The organism is Streptosporangium sp. NPDC000563 (assembly GCF_040299985.1).
In the GTDB taxonomy this organism is placed as follows: domain Bacteria; phylum Actinomycetota; class Actinomycetes; order Streptosporangiales; family Streptosporangiaceae; genus Streptosporangium.
Genome location: NZ_JBEPDA010000014.1, coordinates 69,664 through 90,285, shown reverse-complemented (window position 1 = coordinate 90,285; position 20,622 = coordinate 69,664). Strand labels below are relative to the sequence as shown.

18 protein-coding genes are annotated in these 20,622 nt (G+C 71.6%); 14 read left to right on the top strand and 4 right to left on the bottom strand.

What is annotated here, in order from left to right:
* The first annotated feature begins 29 nt into the window (after positions 1 to 29).
* The 5 genes from hisG (at position 30) to ABT352_RS26970 (ending at position 4,386) form a co-directional block, all read left to right on the top strand.
* Positions 30 to 875, top strand: coding sequence for an ATP phosphoribosyltransferase (gene hisG / locus ABT352_RS26990; protein ID WP_350947729.1), 846 nt, complete (start codon positions 30 to 32; stop codon positions 873 to 875).
* Positions 876 to 1,008: 133 nt separating this feature from the next.
* On the top strand, positions 1,009 to 1,893 hold the full coding sequence (locus tag ABT352_RS26985; protein WP_350947728.1) for an ABC transporter ATP-binding protein: 885 nt from the start codon (positions 1,009 to 1,011) through the stop codon (positions 1,891 to 1,893).
* On the top strand, positions 1,893 to 2,627 hold the full coding sequence (locus ABT352_RS26980) for an ABC transporter permease (RefSeq protein ID WP_350947727.1): 735 nt from the start codon (positions 1,893 to 1,895) through the stop codon (positions 2,625 to 2,627). The genes ABT352_RS26985 and ABT352_RS26980 overlap by 1 nt, the downstream gene beginning before the upstream one ends.
* A complete protein-coding gene (locus ABT352_RS26975) occupies positions 2,624 to 3,784 on the top strand; it encodes a sensor histidine kinase (protein WP_350947726.1) in 1,161 nt (386 codons plus the stop codon). The genes ABT352_RS26980 and ABT352_RS26975 overlap by 4 nt, the downstream gene beginning before the upstream one ends.
* On the top strand, positions 3,781 to 4,386 hold the full coding sequence (locus ABT352_RS26970) for a response regulator transcription factor (protein ID WP_350947725.1): 606 nt from the start codon (positions 3,781 to 3,783) through the stop codon (positions 4,384 to 4,386). Before ABT352_RS26975 ends, ABT352_RS26970 begins: the two co-directional genes overlap by 4 nt.
* Before the next feature lie 7 nt (positions 4,387 to 4,393).
* Here ABT352_RS26970 and ABT352_RS26965 read toward each other — a convergent pair whose 3' ends face one another.
* From ABT352_RS26965 to ABT352_RS26955, 3 genes are all read right to left on the bottom strand, one after another.
* A complete protein-coding gene (locus ABT352_RS26965) occupies positions 4,394 to 5,242 on the bottom strand; it encodes a siderophore-interacting protein (RefSeq protein ID WP_350947724.1) in 849 nt (282 codons plus the stop codon).
* 50 nt (positions 5,243 to 5,292) lie between these two features.
* Positions 5,293 to 6,621, bottom strand: a complete 1,329-nt coding sequence (locus tag ABT352_RS26960) for an aminotransferase class V-fold PLP-dependent enzyme (protein WP_350947723.1) — start codon at positions 6,619 to 6,621, stop codon at positions 5,293 to 5,295.
* Positions 6,622 to 6,770: 149 nt separating this feature from the next.
* Complete coding sequence (locus tag ABT352_RS26955) at positions 6,771 to 7,868, bottom strand: EAL domain-containing protein (protein WP_350947722.1); 1,098 nt, start codon at positions 7,866 to 7,868, stop codon at positions 6,771 to 6,773.
* Positions 7,869 to 7,999: 131 nt separating this feature from the next.
* On the opposite strand from ABT352_RS26955, the gene ABT352_RS26950 reads away from it, so the two are divergent.
* The 6 genes from ABT352_RS26950 (at position 8,000) to ABT352_RS26925 (ending at position 14,492) form a co-directional block, all read left to right on the top strand.
* Positions 8,000 to 8,656, top strand: a complete 657-nt coding sequence (locus ABT352_RS26950; protein WP_350947721.1) for an acVLRF1 family peptidyl-tRNA hydrolase — start codon at positions 8,000 to 8,002, stop codon at positions 8,654 to 8,656.
* A 358-nt stretch (positions 8,657 to 9,014) separates the two neighbouring features.
* Positions 9,015 to 10,613 carry an ABC-F family ATP-binding cassette domain-containing protein gene (locus tag ABT352_RS26945; protein ID WP_350947720.1) on the top strand — a complete coding sequence of 533 codons (1,599 nt, stop codon included), beginning with the start codon at positions 9,015 to 9,017 and terminating at the stop codon, positions 10,611 to 10,613.
* Between the two features lie 114 nt (positions 10,614 to 10,727).
* The gene (locus ABT352_RS26940) at positions 10,728 to 10,943 is read left to right on the top strand and encodes a helix-turn-helix domain-containing protein (protein WP_030904785.1); all 216 of its coding nucleotides are present in this window, start codon (positions 10,728 to 10,730) and stop codon (positions 10,941 to 10,943) included.
* Between the two features lie 132 nt (positions 10,944 to 11,075).
* On the top strand, positions 11,076 to 11,879 hold the full coding sequence (locus ABT352_RS26935; protein ID WP_350947719.1) for an enoyl-CoA hydratase/isomerase family protein: 804 nt from the start codon (positions 11,076 to 11,078) through the stop codon (positions 11,877 to 11,879).
* A 309-nt stretch (positions 11,880 to 12,188) separates the two neighbouring features.
* The gene (locus tag ABT352_RS26930; protein ID WP_350947718.1) at positions 12,189 to 14,063 is read left to right on the top strand and encodes an ABC transporter ATP-binding protein; all 1,875 of its coding nucleotides are present in this window, start codon (positions 12,189 to 12,191) and stop codon (positions 14,061 to 14,063) included.
* A 60-nt stretch (positions 14,064 to 14,123) separates the two neighbouring features.
* Entirely contained in the window at positions 14,124 to 14,492 is a 369-nt protein-coding gene (locus tag ABT352_RS26925; RefSeq protein ID WP_350947717.1) for a transposase, read from the top strand.
* A 152-nt stretch (positions 14,493 to 14,644) separates the two neighbouring features.
* On the opposite strand, the gene ABT352_RS26920 is transcribed toward ABT352_RS26925, so the two are convergent.
* Complete coding sequence (locus tag ABT352_RS26920) at positions 14,645 to 15,532, bottom strand: sulfotransferase family protein (protein ID WP_350947716.1); 888 nt, start codon at positions 15,530 to 15,532, stop codon at positions 14,645 to 14,647.
* Between the two features lie 30 nt (positions 15,533 to 15,562).
* Between ABT352_RS26920 and ABT352_RS26915 the strand changes: the two genes are divergently transcribed.
* From ABT352_RS26915 to ABT352_RS26905, 3 genes are all read left to right on the top strand, one after another.
* Positions 15,563 to 16,489 (top strand): S66 peptidase family protein, encoded by a 927-nt coding sequence (locus tag ABT352_RS26915; protein ID WP_350947715.1) that lies wholly within the window; start codon positions 15,563 to 15,565, stop codon positions 16,487 to 16,489.
* 39 nt (positions 16,490 to 16,528) lie between these two features.
* Entirely contained in the window at positions 16,529 to 17,458 is a 930-nt protein-coding gene (locus ABT352_RS26910; protein ID WP_350947714.1) for a hypothetical protein, read from the top strand.
* Positions 17,459 to 17,832: 374 nt separating this feature from the next.
* Positions 17,833 to 20,505 (top strand): Hsp70 family protein, encoded by a 2,673-nt coding sequence (locus ABT352_RS26905; RefSeq protein ID WP_350947713.1) that lies wholly within the window; start codon positions 17,833 to 17,835, stop codon positions 20,503 to 20,505.
* Positions 20,506 to 20,622: the final 117 nt, after the last annotated feature.

The following is a 20,622-nucleotide window of genomic DNA, read 5'->3' as shown; positions in this document are numbered from 1 at the left end:
GTCTCGTCCACACGTAAGGAAATCCCGCCATGCTGCGTCTCGCCGTACCCAACAAGGGCGCCCTCACCGAGGGTGCCCAGACGATTCTCAAGGAAGCCGGATACCGCGTCCGCAAGGACAGCAAGGAGCTCGTGGTCGTCGATCCCGAGAACTCCTGCGAGCTGTTCTTCCTGCGGCCCAAGGACATCGCCGTCTACGTCGGCGAGGGCACCCTGGACGCCGGGATCACCGGCCGCGACATGCTGCACGACTCCGGGGCGCGGGTCGAGGAGATCATCCCGCTCGGCTTCGGCCGTTCCACCTTCCGCTTCGCCGCCAACCCCGGTGAGTTCGACGCCGTCGCCGATCTCAAGGGCAGGCGCATCGCCACCGCCTACGCGGGCCTGCTGGAGGCGTACCTCGCCGAGCAGGGCGTCGAGGCCCGGGTGATCAAGCTGGACGGCGCGGTCGAGACCGCGATCCGGCTGGGCGTGGCCGACGCGGTGGCCGACGTCGTGGAGACGGGCACCACGCTGCGCAACATCGGCCTGGAGGTGTTCGGCGAGCCGATCGCCCGCTCCGAGGGCGTGCTGATCAAGGGGGTCGGCACCGAGGAGAGCGCGGGCCTGCGGCAGCTGATTCGTCGCCTGCAGGGCGTGCTGGTGGCGCGCGACTACGTGATGATGGACTACGACATCCGCGCCGAGCGGATCGAGGAGGCCATCGCCCTCACCCCGGGCATGGAGGGGCCGACGGTCTCCCCGCTGCACCGGGAGGGCTGGGTCGCGGTCCGGGCCATGGTCCCCCGCAAGGGACACCAGCAGATCATGGACCAGCTCTGGGAGATGGGCGCCAAGGCCATCCTGGTGACCGCCATCTTCGCCTGCCGTCTCTGACCCGTCGTCCGTGATCTTCCGCGCCACCGGTACGCCCACCCGGTGGCGGTGCCGGCGTACCTGACAAATGTCATCCCCAAACCAGGAGGAGCGGCACTGAGGGTTCCCGCCGGACGCTCCTAACGTTGAGGGCATGGACGCCATCGCCCTCACAGACGTGAGCAAGAGCTACGGCGACGTGCTCGCCGTAGCGGGCCTGAACCTCTCCGTCGAGGTGGGCCAGACCGTCGCCCTGCTCGGCCCCAACGGGGCCGGCAAGTCGACCTCGATCAACATGATGCTGGGTCTGACCCGCCCGAGCGGCGGCCGGGTCGAGATCCTGGGAGGCTCCCCCGAGGCGGCCGTCGCCCGGGGGGAGATCGGGGCCATGCCGCAGAGCGGCGAGCTCATCGGTGAGCTCACGGTCAGGGAACTCGTCGACTTCGTCCGGCGGCTCTACCCAGAGCCGCTCGCTCTCGACGAGATCCTGCGGGTGGCCGACCTCACCGAACTGGCGCGCCGGCGCGCAGGCGCGCTGTCCGGCGGGCAGGCCCAGCGGGTCAGGTTCGCCCTGGCCATCGCGGGCGCGCCCAAACTGCTGGTGCTGGACGAGCCCACCGCGGCCATGGACGTGGAGTCACGGCTGCGTTTCTGGAAGAGCATGCGCGACTACGCCGCCGAGGGCCGGACGATCCTGTTCGCCACCCACTACCTGGAGGAGGCCGAGGAGAACTCCGACCGGGTCATCGTGATCACCCGGGGCCGGGTGGTGGCCGACGGCACCGCCGCCCAGATCACGTCGGGGATCGGCGAGCACGTCGTCCGCTTCACCCTGGGCGGGCAGCCGGTCGCGGGGCTGGACGGCCTGCCGGGTGTCCTCGCCGCGGAGATCTCCCAGGGGGTCGCCACGATGCGCACCGCCGACCCCGACGCCACCGTGGCGGCCCTGTACCGGAGCACCTCGCTGGAGATCCGCGACCTCAGGATCATCGGCGCCGACCTCGAAGACGCCTTCCTCGCCCTCACCCGGGAGCCCTGATGCCGAACTACGTCAAGATCGAGGTTCTGCGGATGTTGCGCAACAGGCGTTACATCATCTTCGTGGTGGGATTCCCCACGGTGTTCTACCTGATCTTCTCCGGCATCTGGGGTGCCGAGCCGGATTCCGGCGGGGTGAGCGCCGCGGTCGTCCTCATGGTCTCCATGGCCGCGTACGGGGCGATCGCGGCCAGCCTGATGAGCACCGCCGTGCCGTGGGCGCAGGAGCGGCAGTCCGGCTGGCTCCGCCAGCTTCGGGTCACCCCGCTGCCCGGCTGGGCGATCATCGTCACCAAGCTGGTCGCCGCGCTGCTGCTGGTGTTGCCGTCCATGGCGCTGGTCTGCCTGGCGGCGATCCTCACCCAGGGCGTCCGGCTGCCGGTGGGGGAGTGGCTCACGCTGGTCCCGGCTCTGTGGATCGGTGCCCTGCCGTTCGCCGCGCTCGGCCTGCTCATCGGTTCGCTGCTGCCCGCGGACGCCGCGCAGTCGGCCGCGATGATCAGCGCGTTCGGGCTGGCGATCCTGGGTGGGCTGTGGTTCCCTGTGGAGATCATGCCCGAGGCCATGAGAAGCGTCGTGCACGCGATGCCCTCCTTCTCCTACGTCGACATCGGCCACCACCTCGTCGCCGGCGACGCGGCGCCGCCGTCCGAGATGGTGATCGTCGCGCTCTGGGCCGCGGCGCTCGGCACCGCCGCGGTGCTCGCCTACCGCAGGGCACTCGTCCGGGCATGATCCGCGTCTCCGCGCTCACCTTCGGCGGGACGGGCGAGCGCCCGTCCCGCCTCCGGCGTCTGCTGGGGATCTCCGTCGGCCTGGTCTACCTGTGCTTTCCCGTCCTGGAGATCGTCACCGGCGAGCTGTCGGGAGCCGGTGCCGTCTGGGGCGGTGCCGGTCTGGCCGCCTTCGTCGCCCTCTACATCGCCACGGTGCTGAGCCCGAGGAACTTCGGGGACCCCACTCGCCTGACGTACTGGCTGCTGGGGGTGACCACGCTGCTGGGGGTCGGCCTGGCGGTGGCCTTCGGCGGCGGTTGGCTGACCCTGCCGATCTACATGGCCGTGGTCTACGGCATGGCGCTGCGTCCGAGGCTCTCGGTGATCGGTGTCCTCGCGATGGGCCTCGCCGTCGCGCTGATCGGCCTGCTTGAGGAGAACGACCCCGGTGCGACCCTGGTGCTCGTCTTCCAGGTCATCACACTCGGCGTCCTGTTCATGGGGGTGCGCAACACCCGGATGCTGGTGGTGAGGCTCCGCCAGGCACAGGAGGAGGTGGCGCGGCTCGCCGCGAGCGAGGAGCGGCTGCGCATCGCCAGGGACCTGCACGACCTGCTCGGCCACAGCCTGTCACTGATCGTGCTCAAGAGCGAGCTGGCCGGACGGCTGGCGGAGAGCGGCTCGGAGCGGGCCGTGGCCGAGATCCGCGACATCGAGTCGGTGGCCAGGCAGGCGCTGGTCGAGGTGCGCGACACCGTCACCGGCTACCGCCAGCGCGGCCTCTCCGGCGAGTTGGACGGGGCCCGCGCCGCCCTGGAGGCGGCGGGGACGAGGCTCACGATCCGGCTCGCGGGCCCCCCACTGCCGGAGGAACTGGACGAGCTGCTGGGCTGGGCGGTGCGGGAGGGCGTCACCAACGTCATCCGGCACGCGCGGGCGACCCGGTGCGAGATCGAGGTGACGATGGATGAGAGGGCCGCGACCCTGAAGATCGCGGACGACGGGCGCGGCACGGCCACGGACGGGCAGGGCAGCGGGCTGACCGGGCTCACCGAGAGGGTACGGGCGGCCGGTGGCACGGTGTCCGCCGGGCCGCGGCCGAGCGGTTTCGTCCTTCTGGTCACGGTGCCGCACACCGGCATCCTTAACCCGCCGGCGAAGGAGGGGAGTCGGTGATCAGGGTGCTGCTGGTGGAGGACCAGGCGATGGTGCGGGGCGCCCTGGCCTCGCTCCTCGGCCTGGAGCCCGACATCGAGGTGGTGGGGGAGGCCGCCGACGCCGTCGAGGCGCTCGCCGTGGCCCTGCGGATCCGGCCGGACGTCGCGCTGCTCGACGTCGAGATGCCCGGCGACGACGGCATCGTCGCCGCCGCACGGATCCGCGAGGCGCTGCCCGGCTGCCGGGTCATGATCCTGACGACCTTCGGCCGCCCCGGCTACCTGCGCAGGGCGATGGAGGCCGGCGCGACGGCCTTCCTGGTCAAGGACAGTCCGGCCCGTGAACTCGCCGCCGCCGTCCGGCGGGTGCACGGCGGCGAGCGCGTCATCGACCCGGGCCTGGCCGCCGCCGCGCTCAGCGCAGGCCCCAACCCGCTGTCGCCCCGCGAGCGTGACGTCCTGGTCGCGGCCTCGGGCGGAGCCGGTATCGCCGACATCGCCGCACGGTTGCACCTGTCGGAGGGCACGGTCCGCAACTACCTCTCCTCGGCCATCCGCAAGACGCACGCCCGCAACCGCATCGAGGCGGTCGAGCGGGCCCGCACCCAGGGCTGGCTCTGAGCGGGGTTCACGAGGAGAGCGCCGCGGCCTCCTCGGCCTCGATCCGCTCGTTCCACTCGCGCTTGGAGGAGCGCCACGCCTCGTCGTCACGGCCCAGGCGCCAGTAGCCCGAGATGGAGAGTCTCGCCAGCGGGATACCGCGCTCGGTGCGCAGGTGGCGTCTGAGATCGCGGACGAAGCCCGCCTCTCCGTGGACGAAGGCGTGCACGTCTCCTTCGGGGAAGTCGAGTTCGCGGACGGCCTTGACCAGCCTCTCGCCGTACTGGGCGGGACCCCGGTGCAGCCAGACGATCTTCACGTCACCGGGGGAGTCGATCCTCTGCTCCTCCTCGGGGCCGGCGACCTCGATGAAGGCCCAGGCGCGGGCGCCGGCGGGGAGGTTCTCCAGGGAGACGGCGATGGCGGGCAGCGCGCTCTCGTCCCCCGCGAACAGGTGCCAGTCCGCCTCGGGGTCGGGCGCGTACGCGCCGCCGGGGCCGAAGAAGTGGACCTCCTCACCGGGCCGGACCCGGTCGGCCCACGGTCCGGCCAGGCCGGCGTCGCCGTGGTGGACGAAGTCGAGTGTGAGCTCGCCCGCCTCGGCGTCCCAGCGGCGCACGGTGTAGGTGCGGGTGGTGGGCCACTGCTCGCGGGGCAGGGCGCGCATCGCCTCCATGTCGAACGGCCGGGGGTAGCTCACCCCGGCCGGGGCGAACAACAGCTTGACGTAGTGGTCGGTGTAGCCGTCCGTGCGGAACCCGGAGAGTCCTTCGCCGCCGACCACGACCCGGATCATGTGGGGAGTGAGCCGCTCGACCCGCCGGACCAGGCCGCTCGTCACCTTCCGGTTGCGGCGCTCGGCTTTCTCGTCTGCCATATGTCACTCCGTGAGGGTCTAAGTTAGGTGAACCTAACTCGTACCATATGTCACCGGAGCGTGGCGACGGCCCTCACCGCCTGGTCGACCTGTTCGGGGGTGGTGACGATCCCGGTCCCGAAGCGCAGGTAGACGTCCCGGTACGGGGTGGCGCTGGTGATGATCCGGTGGTCCCTGCGGAGCCTGCCCACCGCGGCGGGGGCGTCCACGCCGTCGATCGCGCAGCAGATCAGGCCGGCCGACAACTCGGGGGAGACCGGGGTGATCAGCCGTACGTTGGGCAGGGCCGCGAGCCCCGCTTTGAGCTGGGTGGCCTGCTCGGCGATCCTGGCCGCCACCCGTTCCTTGCCGATGGCCCGATGGAAGGCGAACGCCTCGTTCAGCGCCCAGCGGTGCTCGAAGCTGTGGTAGCCGCCGGGGGTGTGCAGGAGCCCGCCCGGGCCGTACGGTTCGTCGCCCGTCCCCGGGTCGACGGTCACGTTGGAGAAGCTCGCGACCACCGGCAGCAGCGCGCCCCAGGCCTGCCCCTTTCCCCACAGGACGCCGGTGCCCCGGGGGCCGAACAGCCACTTGTGGGTGCCGCCGGCCAAGAAGTCGCAGCCCAGCTCCTCCACCCCGTCGGCCGTCGCGCCCAGGCCGTGCACCCCGTCCACGCACAACAGCGCCCGGTCCTCGACGTCCCTGGGGCGGTTGGCCTCGGCGACCATGTCGGCGATCGCCCTGACCGGCATCCGCACCCCGGTGCCCGAGTGCACCCAGGTGATCGCCACCACCCGGGTCCTCGGTGTGAGCGCGGCCTTCAGCCGGGAGACGATCTCGTCGGCGGAGGCCTTGGCCGGGTCGTCGTACAGGCGGACCCTGCCGACCTTGGCGCCGGTCCTCGCGGCGAGCAGCCGCAGGCTCTCGTGGGTGGCGAAGAAGTCGTGTTCGGTGGTGAGCACGTCCTGGCCGGGGAGCAGGCGCATGCCGCTGTAGAGCAGGCCCAGGCCCATCGTGGTGCTGTCGGTGAGGGCGACGTCGGGTGCGTCGGCGCCCAGGTAGGCCGCGGCGGCCTCGCGCACCACCCGCTCCCTGTTCTCACCGTGCAGGTAGGCGTCGGTGTCGGTGTCGAGGCCGCGCCGGTGCTCCTCGATCGCCCGCCGCACCTGGGCGGGGTGGGCGGCGAGGACGTAGGCGGCGAACTGGGCGTAGGAGGGGTCGAGCGGGAACTGGGCCCGCACCGACTCCCAGCTGGCGGGGTCGAACGACGGAGGCCGTGACGCGGTGGGGGCGGCGGGTTCTTCGCCCGGGGTGCAGCCGGACAGCGCGGCCCCGGCTCCGGCCAGGAGTCCCGCGCCGAGCAGCCCTCGCCGCCCGACCCGAGGTCCGCGCTCGCCCATCTGGCACCCCTCGCCGTCGTCCCGCCCTGTGCCCCTTCCTATCGTGATCATGCCCGCCTGCCAAGAGGGCGCGACGGATATTAAGATCTACAATGTAAAGGCGTCGGGCCGGGTCGAGAGGGATCGCACCGCCCGCGGACGCGACCTCCTCAGCTCTGCATGGCCGCGACCTGGCGGATCAGGTCGGAGACCCGGACGACGCCCATGCAGCGCCCCACCTCGTCGGTGACGACCAGGTCGTCGTAGACGCGCTCGGCGTCGCGGCCGGCGACCTGCATGGCCGCTATGGCGGGGGTGGTCCTGGGGACCGTGCGGGCGGGGTCGGCCAGTCGTCCGGCGGCCTTCCTGCCGTGCAGGGCGTGGCCGAAGCGCCCGGCGATCGACAGCAGGAAGCGACTGCGGTCGAGGCTGCCCTTCGGGCGCTGGTACTCGTCGACGAGGATCACGCTGGTGATGGACGGCTCGCTGCCGAAGGCGTCGATCACGGCCTCGGCGGTGGCGTCGTAGGGGAGGGTCACCGCGGGCAGCAGGAACTCGTGGACCCGGGGCCCGAGGACCAGCCGGGAGGACTCCTGCTCGACGACCGGGAGCGGTACGTGCACCCGCCCCGACGGGCCGGGGACCAGCAGAGGGCCCTGGGCCAGCCGCACCCCCCAGCCGCGGATCGCGGAGAGCTGCGCCTCGTCCCTCACCCCCGGGGCCAGCACGTGCGCCCCCGTCCCCCGCGCGAGCCTCGCCAGGCCTTCGCCGATCGCTGCGCGACGCGGGTCGTGGGGAACCTGGGCGATCAGGTCCGGTGAGATCACCGCCAGGTAGGGCGCCGCGTCGGCGACCAGGTCCAGCGGGACGTGCCCGGTGCCCAGGTCGCCGACCGCGATGAGGTAGCCGATGGCGCGCAGGCCGTCCAGCCCGGTGAGCAGGGAGCGGCGCTCGAACTGGGCGAAGTCGCCTCGTACGGTGAGGATCACCTCGCGGGGCCGCCGGCCTGAGGCGCGCAGGGCCTCGTGGAGCGGCGCGAGCGCGGCCGAGCCGCCGATCACCGCGGCCGCCGGCAGGGTGAGCACCAGGGGGAGCAGGATCTCGCTCGCGGCGACCTCGCGCACCGTCTGGACGGTCGAGGAGATGTTTCCGCGGCTTCCGCCGTCGGCCTGGAAGGCGATGACGCCTCCGGTGTCGAGATCGACGACAGGCGTGACACCCGTGCCTGCCGCGGAGGACTGCGGGACGGCTCGCGCTCTGGTGGTCACGTTCCGAGCATGGGGCATCCTTTGACGGTGCATAAGTAACGCACTGTGATGTTCACCGACTTTTCGCCGTTCGTTGGACTTGACCGGGGGGATCGTGTGTCCGGCGAGGTCGGCCGGTAGTGTCGCGTTCCATGACGTCGCGACCGGCCAAGGGGGGAGGCCGCTGGGTCTCCGTGGCGCCCGAACGCCTGAACCGCTGGATCGACGGCTTCGTCGACCGGCACGGTCCGCCGAGCGTGACGGCCTCGGCCTCCGTCGTACGCCTCGACGGCGCGGACGGCGCGGTCGCCGAGTGCCAGGTGCCGTTCCCTCCGCTCACCGGTGCCGGGGGTGGTCCGATCGCGCGCCTGGTCACCCACGTGCGCACCGAGCGCAGGATCGGTGTGTTGCTCGTACGGCTGGGCGGCCACGCGGCGGGCATCTTCCAGGGCGAGGAGCTGCTCTCCTCCAAGGTCGGCTCACGGCAGGTCCACGGGCGCAGCGCGGCGGGCGGCTGGTCACAGCGGCGCTTCGCCCGGCGCAGGGAGAAGCAGGTGGACCAGGCGCACGAGGCGGCGGCGGAGGTGGCGCTGCGCGTCCTCGGCCCGCACGTGGGTGAGCTGGAGGCCGTCGTACTGGGCGGGGACCGGCGCGCGATGGACGCGTTGCGGCCCGACCGCAGGCTCGCCCCGGTCTTCGCGCTGGAGACCGAGCCCTTTCTGACGGTCCCCGATCCTCGGCTGGTGATCCTCAAGGACACCCCCGCCCAGTTCCGCGCGGTACGCATCAGGGTGAGCGACCCCCTCTGACCGGGCGGATGTGGCCGGGCGTGCCGCGAGGCGGGTGCGGTGAGCGGATCCCGCGTGAGCGGGCGTCGCGTGAGGGGACACCACGGGGGCCGTGAGGCGGGTGTGGTGACAGGGAGCAGGCGTGAGTGAGGGCGGGACCGGCTCTCGCGCGAGCCGGTCCCGCTTGAGCTGGGCTCACATAATCGTGGAGAAGCCGGCCGGTGCCGCGCCGTACACTGATCGGTATGCGCACTCCCGATTGACCGTCGTCCCCATGAAGGCGAGACGGCCGAGCCGAGAGCCGGGAGACACAGGGCGCGGCGGGTTCGGCCACAGTGATGTGAGCCTGTGTATTTCCTGCTGGGAGTGTTCTCCAACCATGATCGTAGCTTCTGACATCGAACTGCGGGCCGGGGCCCGGTTGCTCATCGAGGGCGCGTCCTTCCGGGTGAACCCCGGTGACAAGATCGGGCTCGTCGGCCGGAACGGGGCGGGGAAGACCACGCTGACCCGGGTCCTCGCCGGAGAGGGGTCGCCCGCCTCGGGCACGGTCGCCATCAGCGGCGAGGTCGGCTACCTGCCGCAGGACCCTCGCACGGGTGATCTGCACATCCTCGCCCGCGACCGCATCCTGTCGGCGCGGGGGCTCGATCAGGTGCTGCGTGAGCTGCGTGAGGCCGAGCTCGGCATGTCCTCGGCCGACGACCGCACGCGGGACCGCGCGGTCCGCGCCTATGGGCGCCTGGAGGACCGGCTGCACGTCCTGGGTGGATACGCCGCGGAGTCGGAGGCCGCCTCCATCGCCTCCAGTCTGGGGTTGCCCGACCGGGTGCTCGGCCAGCCGCTGGAGACCCTCTCCGGGGGGCAGCGCAGGCGGGTGGAACTGGCCAGGATCCTCTTCAGCGGGGCGGAGACTCTCCTGCTTGACGAGCCGACAAACCACCTAGATGCGGACTCAATCGGGTGGCTTCGTGATTTTTTACGATCTCACCAGGGCGGCTTGATCATTATCAGCCACGACGTCTCGCTTCTTGAAGCGACGGTAAACCGCGTCCTGCACCTCGACGCCAACCGCGCGGTGATCGACACCTACAACGTCGGCTGGAAGGCCTATCTGGCCCAGCGCGAGACCGACGAGAAGCGCAGGAGGCGTGAGCGGGCCAACGCCGAGAAGCAGGCCTCGGCCCTGATGTCGCAGGCCGACAAGATGCGGGCCAAGGCCACCAAGGCGAAGGCCGCGCAGGACATGCAGCGCCGTGCCGAGCGGCTTTTGTCGGGCCTGGAGGTGGAGCGGCGCGGCGACAAGGTCGCCAAGCTGCGCTTCCCCCAGCCGGCCCCGTGCGGGCGCACCCCGATCATGGCGGAGGGGCTGTCGAAGTCGTACGGCTCCCTGGAGGTCTTCACCGACGTCGACGCGGCCGTCGACAGGGGGAGCAGGGTCGTCATCCTGGGCCTGAACGGCGCGGGCAAGACCACTCTCCTGCGGATTCTCGGCGGCATCGAGGAGCCCGACACCGGTGCGGTCAAGCCGGGACACGGGCTCAAGCTGGGTTACTACGCGCAGGAGCACGAGACGATCGACCCCGAGCGCACCGTGCTGGAGAACATGCGCTCGGCCGGGGGAGAGCTTCCCGACGTGGAACTGCGCAAGGTTCTGGGCTCGTTCCTGTTCACCGGGGACGACGTGGACAAGCCCGCGAGGGTGCTGTCGGGCGGGGAGAAGACGCGGCTGGCGCTGGCCACGCTGGTGTTGTCCGCGGCGAACGTCCTCCTCCTCGACGAGCCCACGAACAACCTCGATCCGGCGAGCAGAGAGCAGGTTCTTTCGGCGCTAACGTCCTATTCTGGGGCAATTGTGCTTGTCACGCATGATGAGGGTGCTGTAGAGGCTCTACGACCCGATAGGGTGATCTTGCTGCCTGACGGAGTTGAAGACGCGTGGAGCGACGAATTTTCCGATCTTGTGGCACTTGCCTGATCTTAATTTGAGCGGGTACGGATCTTTTCCCGTGGAGTAGGTAGCCGATCTCGCTGAAATGACTGATCATGGCGTGTGTAACGCTGCGGAAGTCTGGCACTACAGGAGGTACTCGTGGCCGAGACTCTCAAGAAGGGCACCCGGGTTACCGGGGCCGACCGTGAAAAACTGGCCTCCGATCTCAAGAAGCGCTACAGCGCGGGTGAGAGCATCCGCGCCCTGGCCGCTTCGACCGGTAGGTCGTACGGGTTCATCCACCGCATCCTGAGCGAGTCCGGTGTGACTCTGCGCGGGCGCGGTGGCGCCACCCGAGGCAAGTCCAAGCGCTGACCCCGCCTCGGAACGCGCGACCGCAGCCGCCGTCCCCCACGCTGACGCCGCCCCCGCCCGATCCTGTAGAACCTCATTCTGGGGAATCGATAGGCTCGGGCGAGGCGGATACCGAAGGTGGGAGAACAGGCGATGGCGGAAGCGATGTTCGGGGGGAGTGCGGAGGAGATCTCTCTCGAGGAGGTCGGTCTGCGCTGCGAGGTGGACGGCGAGATCGCGACGATCACGCTGGACCGTCCTGAGAAGCGAAACGCTCAGACGTTCGCTACCTGGTCGGCTCTGGCTCATATCGGTGACGGCCTGCCGCAGCAGGTGAGGGTCGTCGTGATCAGAGGTGAGGGGCCGTCCTTCTCCGCGGGGATCGATCTGAGGATGTTCACACCGGAGGGAGTTCCTGGGCAGGGGTCGTTCGCGTCCTCCGCGACACTCGACGAGGCTTCTTTCGCCGAGCGGGTGGCGTTGGCCCAACGGGGTTTCCTCTGGCTGAGGCGTCCCGACATCGTCTCCGTGGCGGCCGTTCACGGCCACGCGATCGGTGCGGGATTCCAGCTCGCGCTCGCCTGTGACCTGCGGGTCCTGGCGGACGACGCCAAACTGTGCATGAAGGAGCCCGCCCTCGGGCTGGTTCCCGACCTGACCGGCACCAAGCCGCTGGTCGACCTGGTGGGCCTGTCCAGGGCCATCGAGATCTGTCTGACCGCCCGCGTCGTGGGGGCGCGGGAGGCGGCCAGGATCGGCTTGGCGGAGCTGGTCGTCGCGCCCGACGAGCTGACACAGGCCGTGCGCGACCTGACCGACGCGCTGCTGGCGACCGACCGCGACGCCGCGACGGCGACCAAGCGGCTGCTTCAGGGGGCTTCGGGGCGCACGCTGGCCGAACAGAGCGCGGCCGAGGCGCGCGAGCAGGCCAAGCGCGTCAAGGCGCTCTTCGGGTAGGCCGTCCCGCCCAGGGGGGCCGCGGGCGTCCATCCCACGACGGTTCCCCGTCAGACCGGCGGTGCCCGTCTCGGGCCGAGGGCGCCCACCTCGGACTGTCGGTGCCCGTACCAAGCCGACGGTGCTCGTCCTGGGGGCCGCGACGCCTGTCCCGAACCCGTGGCACCCGTCTTCGACTCGCCGCGCCCGTTCCACGCCGGAGCGCCCGTTCCACGTCGGGGCGCCCGCCGAAGGACGACGGTGTTCGCCCCGAGCTGACAGGGGAATGATCGCGCTTCTCCCGGTGCTCGCATCGGCAGAGGAGGCCGTATGGCGATGATGGGTGGGGGACTCGGTCCCCAGGCGATGTTCTCGTTCCGGCGTGACAGGTCGGTGACCAAGCAGCGTCTGGCGCCGGGCACGGTCAGACGCATCGCCCGCTACGCGCGCCCCTTCTCGCGGCACATCTCCGCCTTCCTCGCGCTGGTCGTGGTCGGCTCGGTGATCGTGATCGCCAACCCGCTGCTGATGAAGGCGATCATCGACGACGGCATCATCCCCAAGCGCGAGGGGGTGGTGATCGCCCTCGCAGTGGTCATCGCGGGCCTGGCGGTCGCCGACGGCGCGCTCACCCTGGCCCAGCGCTGGTTCTCCGCGCGAATCGGCGAGGGCCTCATCTACAACCTGCGCACCGAGGTCTTCGACCACGTCCAGCGCATGCCCGTGGCCTTCTTCACCCGCACCCAGACCGGTGCCCTCGTCTCCCGGCTCAACACCGACGTCATCGGCGCCCAGCGCGCGCTGACCAGCACCCTGTCGTCGGTGGTGTCCAACGTGGTCATGCTGGTGCTGGTCCTCGGCGCGATGCTGGTGCTCTCCTGGCAGATCACCCTCGTCGCCCTCGTGCTGTTACCGATCTTCATCTTTCCCGCGAAGTGGGTCGGCAGGAAGATGTCCGGGCTCACCCGCGAGCAGATGGAGCTCGACGCGGAGATGAGCACCATGATGACCGAACGGTTCAACGTCGCCGGGGCCATGGTCGCCAAGCTGTACGGCCGCCCGGCCGACGAGGCCGCCGCCTTCGCGGGCAGGGCGGGGCGGGTGCGTGACGTCGGCGTCACCGTCGGCATGTACGGGACGGTCTTCCGCGTCGCGCTCGGCCTGGTCGCGGCGCTGGCCACCGCCCTGGTCTACGGCGTGGGAGGCGTGCTGGCCGTCTCCGACGTCTTCGAGATCGGCGCCCTGGTGGCGCTCGCCGCCCTCCTGATGCGCCTGTACGGCCCCCTGACGAGCCTGTCGAACGTGCACGTGGACGTGATGACCGCGCTGGTGAGCTTCGACCGGGTCTTCGAGGTCCTCGACCTGAAGCCGATGATCGCCGAGAGCCCCGACGCCCGGCCCGTTCCCGCCGGCCCGGCCTCCGTGGAGTTCGACGGCGTCCGGTTCGGATACCCGTCGGCCTCGGAGGTGTCGCTCGCCTCGCTGGAGGCGGTGGCCCGCCCCGACACCGGGCCGGGCCAGGAGGTGCTGCGCGGAGTCACCTTCACCGCCCACCCCGGCGAGATGGTCGCCCTGGTCGGCCCCTCGGGCGCGGGAAAGACCACCATCACGGGTCTGGTCTCGCGCCTCTACGACGTCGGCGAGGGCGCGGTCCGTGTCAACGGCCTGGACGTGCGCGACGCCACCCTGGCCTCTCTGCACGACACCGTGGGGGTCGTCACGCAGGACGCCCACCTGTTCCACGACACCATCGGGGCCAATCTCCGCTACGCCAGGCCGGAGGCGACCGACGAGGAGATCTGGGACGCCCTGCGCGCCGCCCAGATCTCCGACCTGGTCCTCGACCTCCCCGACGGCCTGGAGACCGTGGTCGGCGACCGTGGTCATCGGCTGTCCGGCGGCGAGAAGCAGCGGCTGGCCCTGGCGAGGCTGCTGCTCAAGGCGCCCAGCGTGGTCGTCCTCGACGAGGCCACCGCGCACCTCGACTCCGAGTCCGAGGCCGCGGTCCAGCAGGCGTTGAAGATCGCGCTGGCCGGGCGCACCTCGCTGGTCATCGCCCACCGCCTGTCCACGATCCGCGAGGCGGACCAGATCCTGGTGGTCCAGGACGGTCAGGTGGTCGAGCGGGGCCGCCATGAGGAGCTTCTGGCCATGGGGGCGGTCTACGCCGAGCTCTACCGGACCCAGTTCAGCCACACCTCCTGATGCCCGGCGCCGCGTCGCCGAGTGGATCTTCCGGTACGGATGGTGTTAGATCATAAGAACGTGGACGACCGGTTGAAACGCGATGACCTGACCGACGACGAGTGGGCACGGCTGGCGCCGTTGCTGCCCGCTCACGCCCGGCGGGGAAACCGGTGGGCCGATCACCGCACGATCATCGACGGGGTGTTCTTCCGTAGCAGGACCGGCTGCCCCTGGCGCAAGCTGCCGGAGGCCTACGGCAACTGGAAGACCGTCTACAACCGGCACCGCCGGTGGTCGGTGGACGGCACCTGGGAGACGATCCTGGACACGCTGCGGACCGGCGAGGGTGCCCCGACCTCCGGCACCTGTTCCACGGCCGTCGCGGTCCCCGTGCGCCGGCCGGGGGACATCCGGCCCGGCGCGACGTTCGAGATCCCGAACTGGTGACCGCGCCCCGAAGCCCGTGGTAACCGGCCGGACGGCGGCGACGGCAGGGTGCGGCCGTGCCCGGCTGGCGGCGGGAGATGTTCGCCGCCGGAGCGCGCACGACGGCTCCGGCTCGCCCGGCGAGCCGGAGGCGTCCTCGGCCGGCGCCGACGTCAGGATGACGCGTAGCCCAGGCGGGTGAGCTCCTCGCGGGCGACCTTGGACACCAGTTCGGCGTCCTGGCCGCGCAGGCGGGTGCGCCAGACACCGACCTTCGGCACGCTCCTGCCCAGCAGGGCGATCTTCGGGACCCGCGTCTCCAGGAAGTGGCAGAGCCCGTCGAGGGACTCGGCGGGGGAGGAGACCAGATCCTCGTAGCGCAGGGTGAGGATCTGCTCCCGGGGCAGCTCCTGGTGGAGCGAGGCCGACAGCCGCACCGCGCTGCGCCAGCGCAGCGCGCACTTGCCCGCCGTGGGCATCGCCTTCCAGCGCTCGCGGTGCTCGCCGGAGTTGACGCCGAGGAAGGGGTTGGGAAACTCCGTCTCGTCGCTGAGCAGAGCCGGCTTGAACCACCTCAGGGACTCGGGGTCGGCCAGCATGTCGGCGGCCACGTCGCGGCCGTCCCTGATGAGCTGGACGAAGCGGGCGTCGGGGAAGGCCTGCAACAGCACCGAGGCACTGTAGAGCAGGTCGGGGCTCGCGTCTCCGAAGCGGACCACGGAACCCGGGGCCGCGCAGGGGCCCGCCCCGGTCACGCCGCCCGCCTCCCGGCAGGTGGGCGGGCACTCCCCGCAGGCGCCGGGGACGATCTGCCAGGACTCGGCCAGGGCGTCGCGGAGCACGCGGGTCGCGCCCATGCCCCGTCCCGCGATCGAGGGCCGCCGGGCGAAGGCGTAGACGACGTGCGCCACCGCCGCCCGCCCCATGGTGACGTGGAACCCGGGGGAGCGTTTCAGGGCGCGGGCCAGCAGATCCGCGCCGGAGTGCGGGGCGGCGAGCACGAATACCGGCCTGCGGACCTTGATGCCGTTGACCACCAGGATGTGGGGCGGAGGTCGCATATGAAAGCCCAGTGTGGCACCGTTTGCGGAGTGAACGAACCGGCCGCCGGGATACCGGTCCCGCCTCCGCCTCGTCCCGGCGACACGGTGGCGGTGGTGGCCCCGTCCGGACCTCCCGATTCCGAGCGGCTGGCGCGCGGCGTTCGCGTCCTGGAAGGGCTCGGGCTGAAGGTCGTCATCGGCGCCCACACCCTCGACAGGGACCGCTACCTGGCGGGCTCCGACGCCGCCCGCGCCTCCGATCTGCTGGACGCCTGGTGCGATCCCGCGGTGAGCGCGGTGTTCTGCGCCCGCGGCGGTTACGGCGCGACCCGTCTCCTCGGTCACCTCGACTGGGACGCCATGCGGGCCGCCGGTCCCAAGGCGCTCGTCGGCTCCAGCGACATCACCGCCCTGCACAGCGCGTTCGCCGTGGAACTGGGCCTCGCCTCCTGGTTCGGGCCGATGCCGGCCTGCTCCACGATCAGCGACCCCGAGGGGCCCGAGCCGCGCACCTTCGAGAACTTCACGGCCGCGCTCGCCGGAGCCCCGCCGACGATCACCGGCGACCGGGTGATCGTTCCCGGCGACGTCACGGCGCCGGTCACCGGCGGCAACCTCAGCCTGCTGGCCGCGCTCTGCGGCACTCCGTACGCGCTGTCGGCGCGAGGCCGGATCGTCCTGCTGGAGGATGTCGCCGAGGCGCCGTACCGGATCGACAGGATGCTCGTCCAGCTGCTGCAGACCGGGGCACTCGACGGGGCCGCCGGGTTCGTCCTGGGGTCCTGGGTCGGCTGCGGCGACCCCTACCCGGTGCTGGAGGAGCTGCTCGCACCGCTCGGGGTGCCCGTTGTCGCAGGGCTTCCGATAGGGCATGGGGAGCCACAGTTCTCTGTATTGCTCGGGGCACTTGGTGCTATTGATGCAAAATCGTGCTCTCTGGCCTACTCAACAGGGGGCGTCGGCAAGGCACTCTAGGTGCGAACCTAGGAGGAAACCGGCAGAGGGGGCGCACGCGTGAGATTGTTCCGGCGGCACCGTGACCGGCGGACCGAGACGCCGAGGCGTCCGGTCGAAGAGGTCGATCTCGACTCCCTGCTCGCCCTGGTCGCGGACAATCTCGGCTACGCCTGCTCCTTCGACCCCGGCGGCGGGACCCTCACGCTCACCGGCCCGCGCCGGGTCGTGGTGCGCCTGGCCGGGCTGCGCGCCGAGGCTCTCAGGCGCTCCCGCGAGGACTGGCCGGTGATCGTCTCCGCGTACCTGTCGCACACCCTGGCCACGGTGGACGAGCCGTTCGACGCCTGCGACCTGGAGCAGGTACGCCCGCTGCTGCGCACCCGCATCCAGCTCGACGACGACCTGGATCCGGCCCGCGTGGTCGGGCGCCACCTCACCGCCGACCTGGTCGAGGTGCTCACCGTCGGTGACGGCGACGCCGGGCGCCCGGTCCGCCCCGAGGAGGTCGGCTGCTGGCCGATCACCGCGGCCCAGGCCCTCGACCTGGCCCTGGAGAACGCGCGCGGGGACGAGCGGCTCTCGGTCACCGAGGGTGATCTCGGCGGGGTGGCCGTGCGCAGGCTCACCGGTCCCACCGAGGGCGCCGCCGCCCACCTTCGTAGGCTGGGCGACTACCTGCCGGTTCCCTCCGACGGGGTCCTCGTCGCCCTGCCCGACCCGGCGACGCTCATCGTCCACCCGGTCGAGGGCATCGGCGTGGTCCGCGCGATCGAGCGGCTTCGGCTGTTCGCCCAGCGGGAGTTCGACATGCGCGCCGGGGCGCTCAGCCCTCAGGTCTACTGGTGGCACGCCGGCCGTCTCTCCCTGATCAGAGCCGACCTGGTCAGTCAGGACGGGCAGACCCGGCTGGTGGTCGCGCCCCCGCCGGACTTCGCCCGCGTCATCGCCGCCCTGGCCGTCCGCCCCGACGGCGGCATCGGCGGCTGATCCCCGCGAAGACGGTCACCCGCGCCCGGCCCTTCGCGTTCCGGGGCCCTCTCGCGCCGCGGCGAACCGTGCGGGAGACTCGCGCCGCGGCGGACCGTGCGGGAGACGGAACCGGCGCGGTCGCGAGAGGATGGGGACGCGACCGCCCCGCCTTTCCGGTCCCCGAACGTTTCCTTTCGTGCTCCGACCGTCGTCGCCGGATGCGGAATGATGGGTTCTGGATCTACGAACGCCGTCGGAACGCCGGTGTCGGGACGCGGAGACCCCGGGGTTGTCCGGTCCGCGCGGCGTGAACCCCCTCGCGCCGCTTGACCGCGACGTGAGGGGAGAGTCTCCGGTCGATCCGGCCGGGGAGGAGTTCAAAAGGAGTGGACATGGCGCAGTGGTGCCTCGGTGTCGATCTGGGGACGAGTTTCTCCGCCGGGGTGATAGCGGCGGAAGGACGCTTCGACGTCCTGGAAGTCGAGGGAGAGCGGCGCATTCCCTCCGCGGTCATGCTGGACGAGCGGGGGGCGCTCGTGGCGGGCAGGGTCGCCCAGCGGGGCATCGCGACCAATCCCGAGCGTGTCGAGCGCAACCCGAAGCGCTATGTCGGCCGGAAGCGGATGTTGCTCGGAGGCGTCCCGGTGGACGTGGCCGACGCCCTCGCGGCGCTGCTCGAACCGTTCGTCAGTGAGGGGCGTCGGCGGTTCGACGGCGCCGACCCCGACTGCATCGCGCTCACCCACCCGGTGGCCTGGGGCGCCGACCGCAAGGCGGTGCTGCTGGCGGCGGCGAGGAAGGTCGTGAGCGGGGTGCGGATCGCGCTCATCGACGAGCCCGTGGCCTCGGCCCGATACTTCGCGTCCGCGGGGCGGGCGGTCGGCGGGTCGCGGCTCGCCGTCTACGACCTGGGCGGCGGCACGTTCGACGCGGCCGTCCTCACCGTGGACGGCGGTGACTTCGCGGTCGTCGGCGAGCCGGGGGGCAGTGACGAGATCGGCGGCGAGGGTTTCGACGAGCAGGTCTTCGCGTTCCTCGGAGCCCAGATCGAGCGGATCGACGCCGACTGGTGGCAGCAGGTGACGACCAACCCCGAGCGTCGCTACGTCAGCTACGCCGCCGACCTGCTCAAGATGGCGAGGGAGGCGAAGGAGACGCTGTCGAAGTTCGACACCTCCTCCCACTACGTGGTGGGCATCAACGAGGACGTGCACATCACCAGGGCCGACCTGGAGGATCTCATCGGCGAGGACATCCGCAGGACGGTGGACGTCCTCGACGAGACGATCCGCGGCGCCGGGGTCGAGATGGACGAGCTGGCCGCGGTGTTCATGACCGGCGGGCCCAGCAGGATGCCGCTGGTCCAGAAGGCCGTGCGTGAGCGCTTCGGCGAGCGGGTCAGGACCTACGACGACCCGAAGATCGTGGTCGCGTACGGCGCCGCGCAGCTGGCCTGGAAGCTCAAGGTCGAACACCGCGAGCCGGGCAAGGGCTCCGCTCCCGCCACCGGCGGCCATCCGGTCTCGCCCGCCACCGGCGGTCATCCGGTCCCTTCCGGTGCCGGGCGGCTATCCGGCGCGGGGCAGCGGTCCTTCCCCGGCCAGGTGGCGGATTCCCCGGTCCTCGCGGGTGGCGCCGCCCTCGGGGCCGGGGGCGATCTGCCTGGGACGTCGGTCGCCGCCCCGGCCGCGGCGCAGCGGGCCTTCACCGGCCCGGCGAGCGGTGCCACCGGGGACCACCGGGTGCTCGCCGGCCCCGGGGGCAGCGCCACCGGCGGCCACCGGGCCGTCACCGGCTCGGCCGCGGGCACGGGGGGCACGCTGGGCGGGCCCACCGTCCAGGGGATCGAGAAGGTCATGGACGCCGTGCTCGAGGCGCGGGCGGAGGCGGGCCGGGTCTTCGTCCACCAGGCGTTCGAGAGCGGCCACCTGCTGCGCAGGCTCGACGGTGCCGGGGGCCGCCACGACAGGGAGTTCCGCTTCGGCAGGCTCGTGGAGTGGGCCGCGTCCGGTGAAGGTGTCGTGGCCGTGGAACAGGTGGGGCCCGCGCAGGTGCTGGTCCGCACCCTCACCCCCGACCTGGCCGTTCGCGCCACCCACCCGGCACAGATGTGGGACGACCCGACCGTGATCGTTCACGGCCGTACGGCGTGGGTCTTCTTCAACTCCCGGCAGCCCGTCCCGGTCGACGCCACGATGGGTCTGCCCTGGGGGGAGACCGGCAGCCTGGCCGTGATCGAGCTCGACCTGGGCGGGACCTTCGCGTTCCAGGCCCCCCAGCCGCGCGAGCTGGGCCCGTACGCCCAGTGGTTCCTCAACGAGGACAACAGGCTGCGCCGGCTGCTCGACCAGGAGGCACCCAGCGGCAGCGAGCCGTCGCCCTCGGTGGGCGCGCCGGGCTGCACCGTGGTGCTCGGGCAGTTCAGCAGCAACAAGCCGATGTTCCAGAACAGGCACCAGGACTTCAGGCCGTGGCAGGTGCTGTGCCTGGTCGACCCCGGCGGTGTCGTGCGCCCGACGGTGCGCGAGCCGGGGCGGAGCTGGCTGCATCAAGTGGTCCTGCACCGGGGCAGGTGGTTCACCTCCGGCTCGGCGGGGCTGGAGGCCGACACCGCCGACGGCAGGACCAGGCTGATCATGCCGCGGCCCCGGGGTGGCGCGCTGCGCTGGTTCCCGGCGGGCGATCAGATCTACGCGGTCGGCACCGACCAGGTGAGCCCCGCGAGGGGATGGTCGGTCGGGATCTTCGACCAGCGCTCCCAGACGCTGGAGTTCCTGATGGGCAAGCAGTCGGCGACCCTGGCCGGCCACCTCACCTCGCGGCATCGCTGGGAGCGCCCCAGGTTCGTCGCCGACGGCGACTCGATGTGGATGACCATGCTGGACGCGGGGCGCAGCAGGCTGCTGCACATCACCCCGGCGGGGGCGCGGGAGGTGCACCGCACGCCGGGGGTGTTCGAGCCGGTCGCCCGGGTTCCCACCGGCCTGCTCTGCCTGCACCGCCCCGCCGACGCGACCGGCGCCACCCGCGACCAGCCCGCCACCCTGGTGCACCTGCCGCTCTGATCGTTCGCGGCCCCCGGCCGGACGGGACGAAGACCGCCGCGGCGGCGTCGCCCGTCGTTCCGGCGGCCACCGGAACGACGGACGGACGGCGGGACGATCCCCGGCCGCGATCACGCG

What these genes read in the sequence shown, in the direction of transcription:
- ABT352_RS26975 (WP_350947726.1), top strand. Translation starts at nt 2,624, where the DNA reads ATGATCCGCGTCTCCGCGCTCACCTTCGGCGGGACGGGCGAGCGCCCG.
- ABT352_RS26980 (WP_350947727.1), top strand. Translation starts at nt 1,893, where the DNA reads ATGCCGAACTACGTCAAGATCGAGGTTCTGCGGATGTTGCGCAACAGG.
- ABT352_RS26965 (WP_350947724.1), bottom strand. Translation starts at nt 5,242, where the DNA reads ATGGCAGACGAGAAAGCCGAGCGCCGCAACCGGAAGGTGACGAGCGGC.
- hisG (WP_350947729.1), top strand. Translation starts at nt 30, where the DNA reads ATGCTGCGTCTCGCCGTACCCAACAAGGGCGCCCTCACCGAGGGTGCC.
- ABT352_RS26950 (WP_350947721.1), top strand. Translation starts at nt 8,000, where the DNA reads ATGACGTCGCGACCGGCCAAGGGGGGAGGCCGCTGGGTCTCCGTGGCG.
- ABT352_RS26935 (WP_350947719.1), top strand. Translation starts at nt 11,076, where the DNA reads ATGGCGGAAGCGATGTTCGGGGGGAGTGCGGAGGAGATCTCTCTCGAG.
- ABT352_RS26945 (WP_350947720.1), top strand. Translation starts at nt 9,015, where the DNA reads ATGATCGTAGCTTCTGACATCGAACTGCGGGCCGGGGCCCGGTTGCTC.
- ABT352_RS26960 (WP_350947723.1), bottom strand. Translation starts at nt 6,621, where the DNA reads ATGGGCGAGCGCGGACCTCGGGTCGGGCGGCGAGGGCTGCTCGGCGCG.
- ABT352_RS26920 (WP_350947716.1), bottom strand. Translation starts at nt 15,532, where the DNA reads ATGCGACCTCCGCCCCACATCCTGGTGGTCAACGGCATCAAGGTCCGC.
- ABT352_RS26905 (WP_350947713.1), top strand. Translation starts at nt 17,833, where the DNA reads ATGGCGCAGTGGTGCCTCGGTGTCGATCTGGGGACGAGTTTCTCCGCC.
- ABT352_RS26930 (WP_350947718.1), top strand. Translation starts at nt 12,189, where the DNA reads ATGGCGATGATGGGTGGGGGACTCGGTCCCCAGGCGATGTTCTCGTTC.
- ABT352_RS26985 (WP_350947728.1), top strand. Translation starts at nt 1,009, where the DNA reads ATGGACGCCATCGCCCTCACAGACGTGAGCAAGAGCTACGGCGACGTG.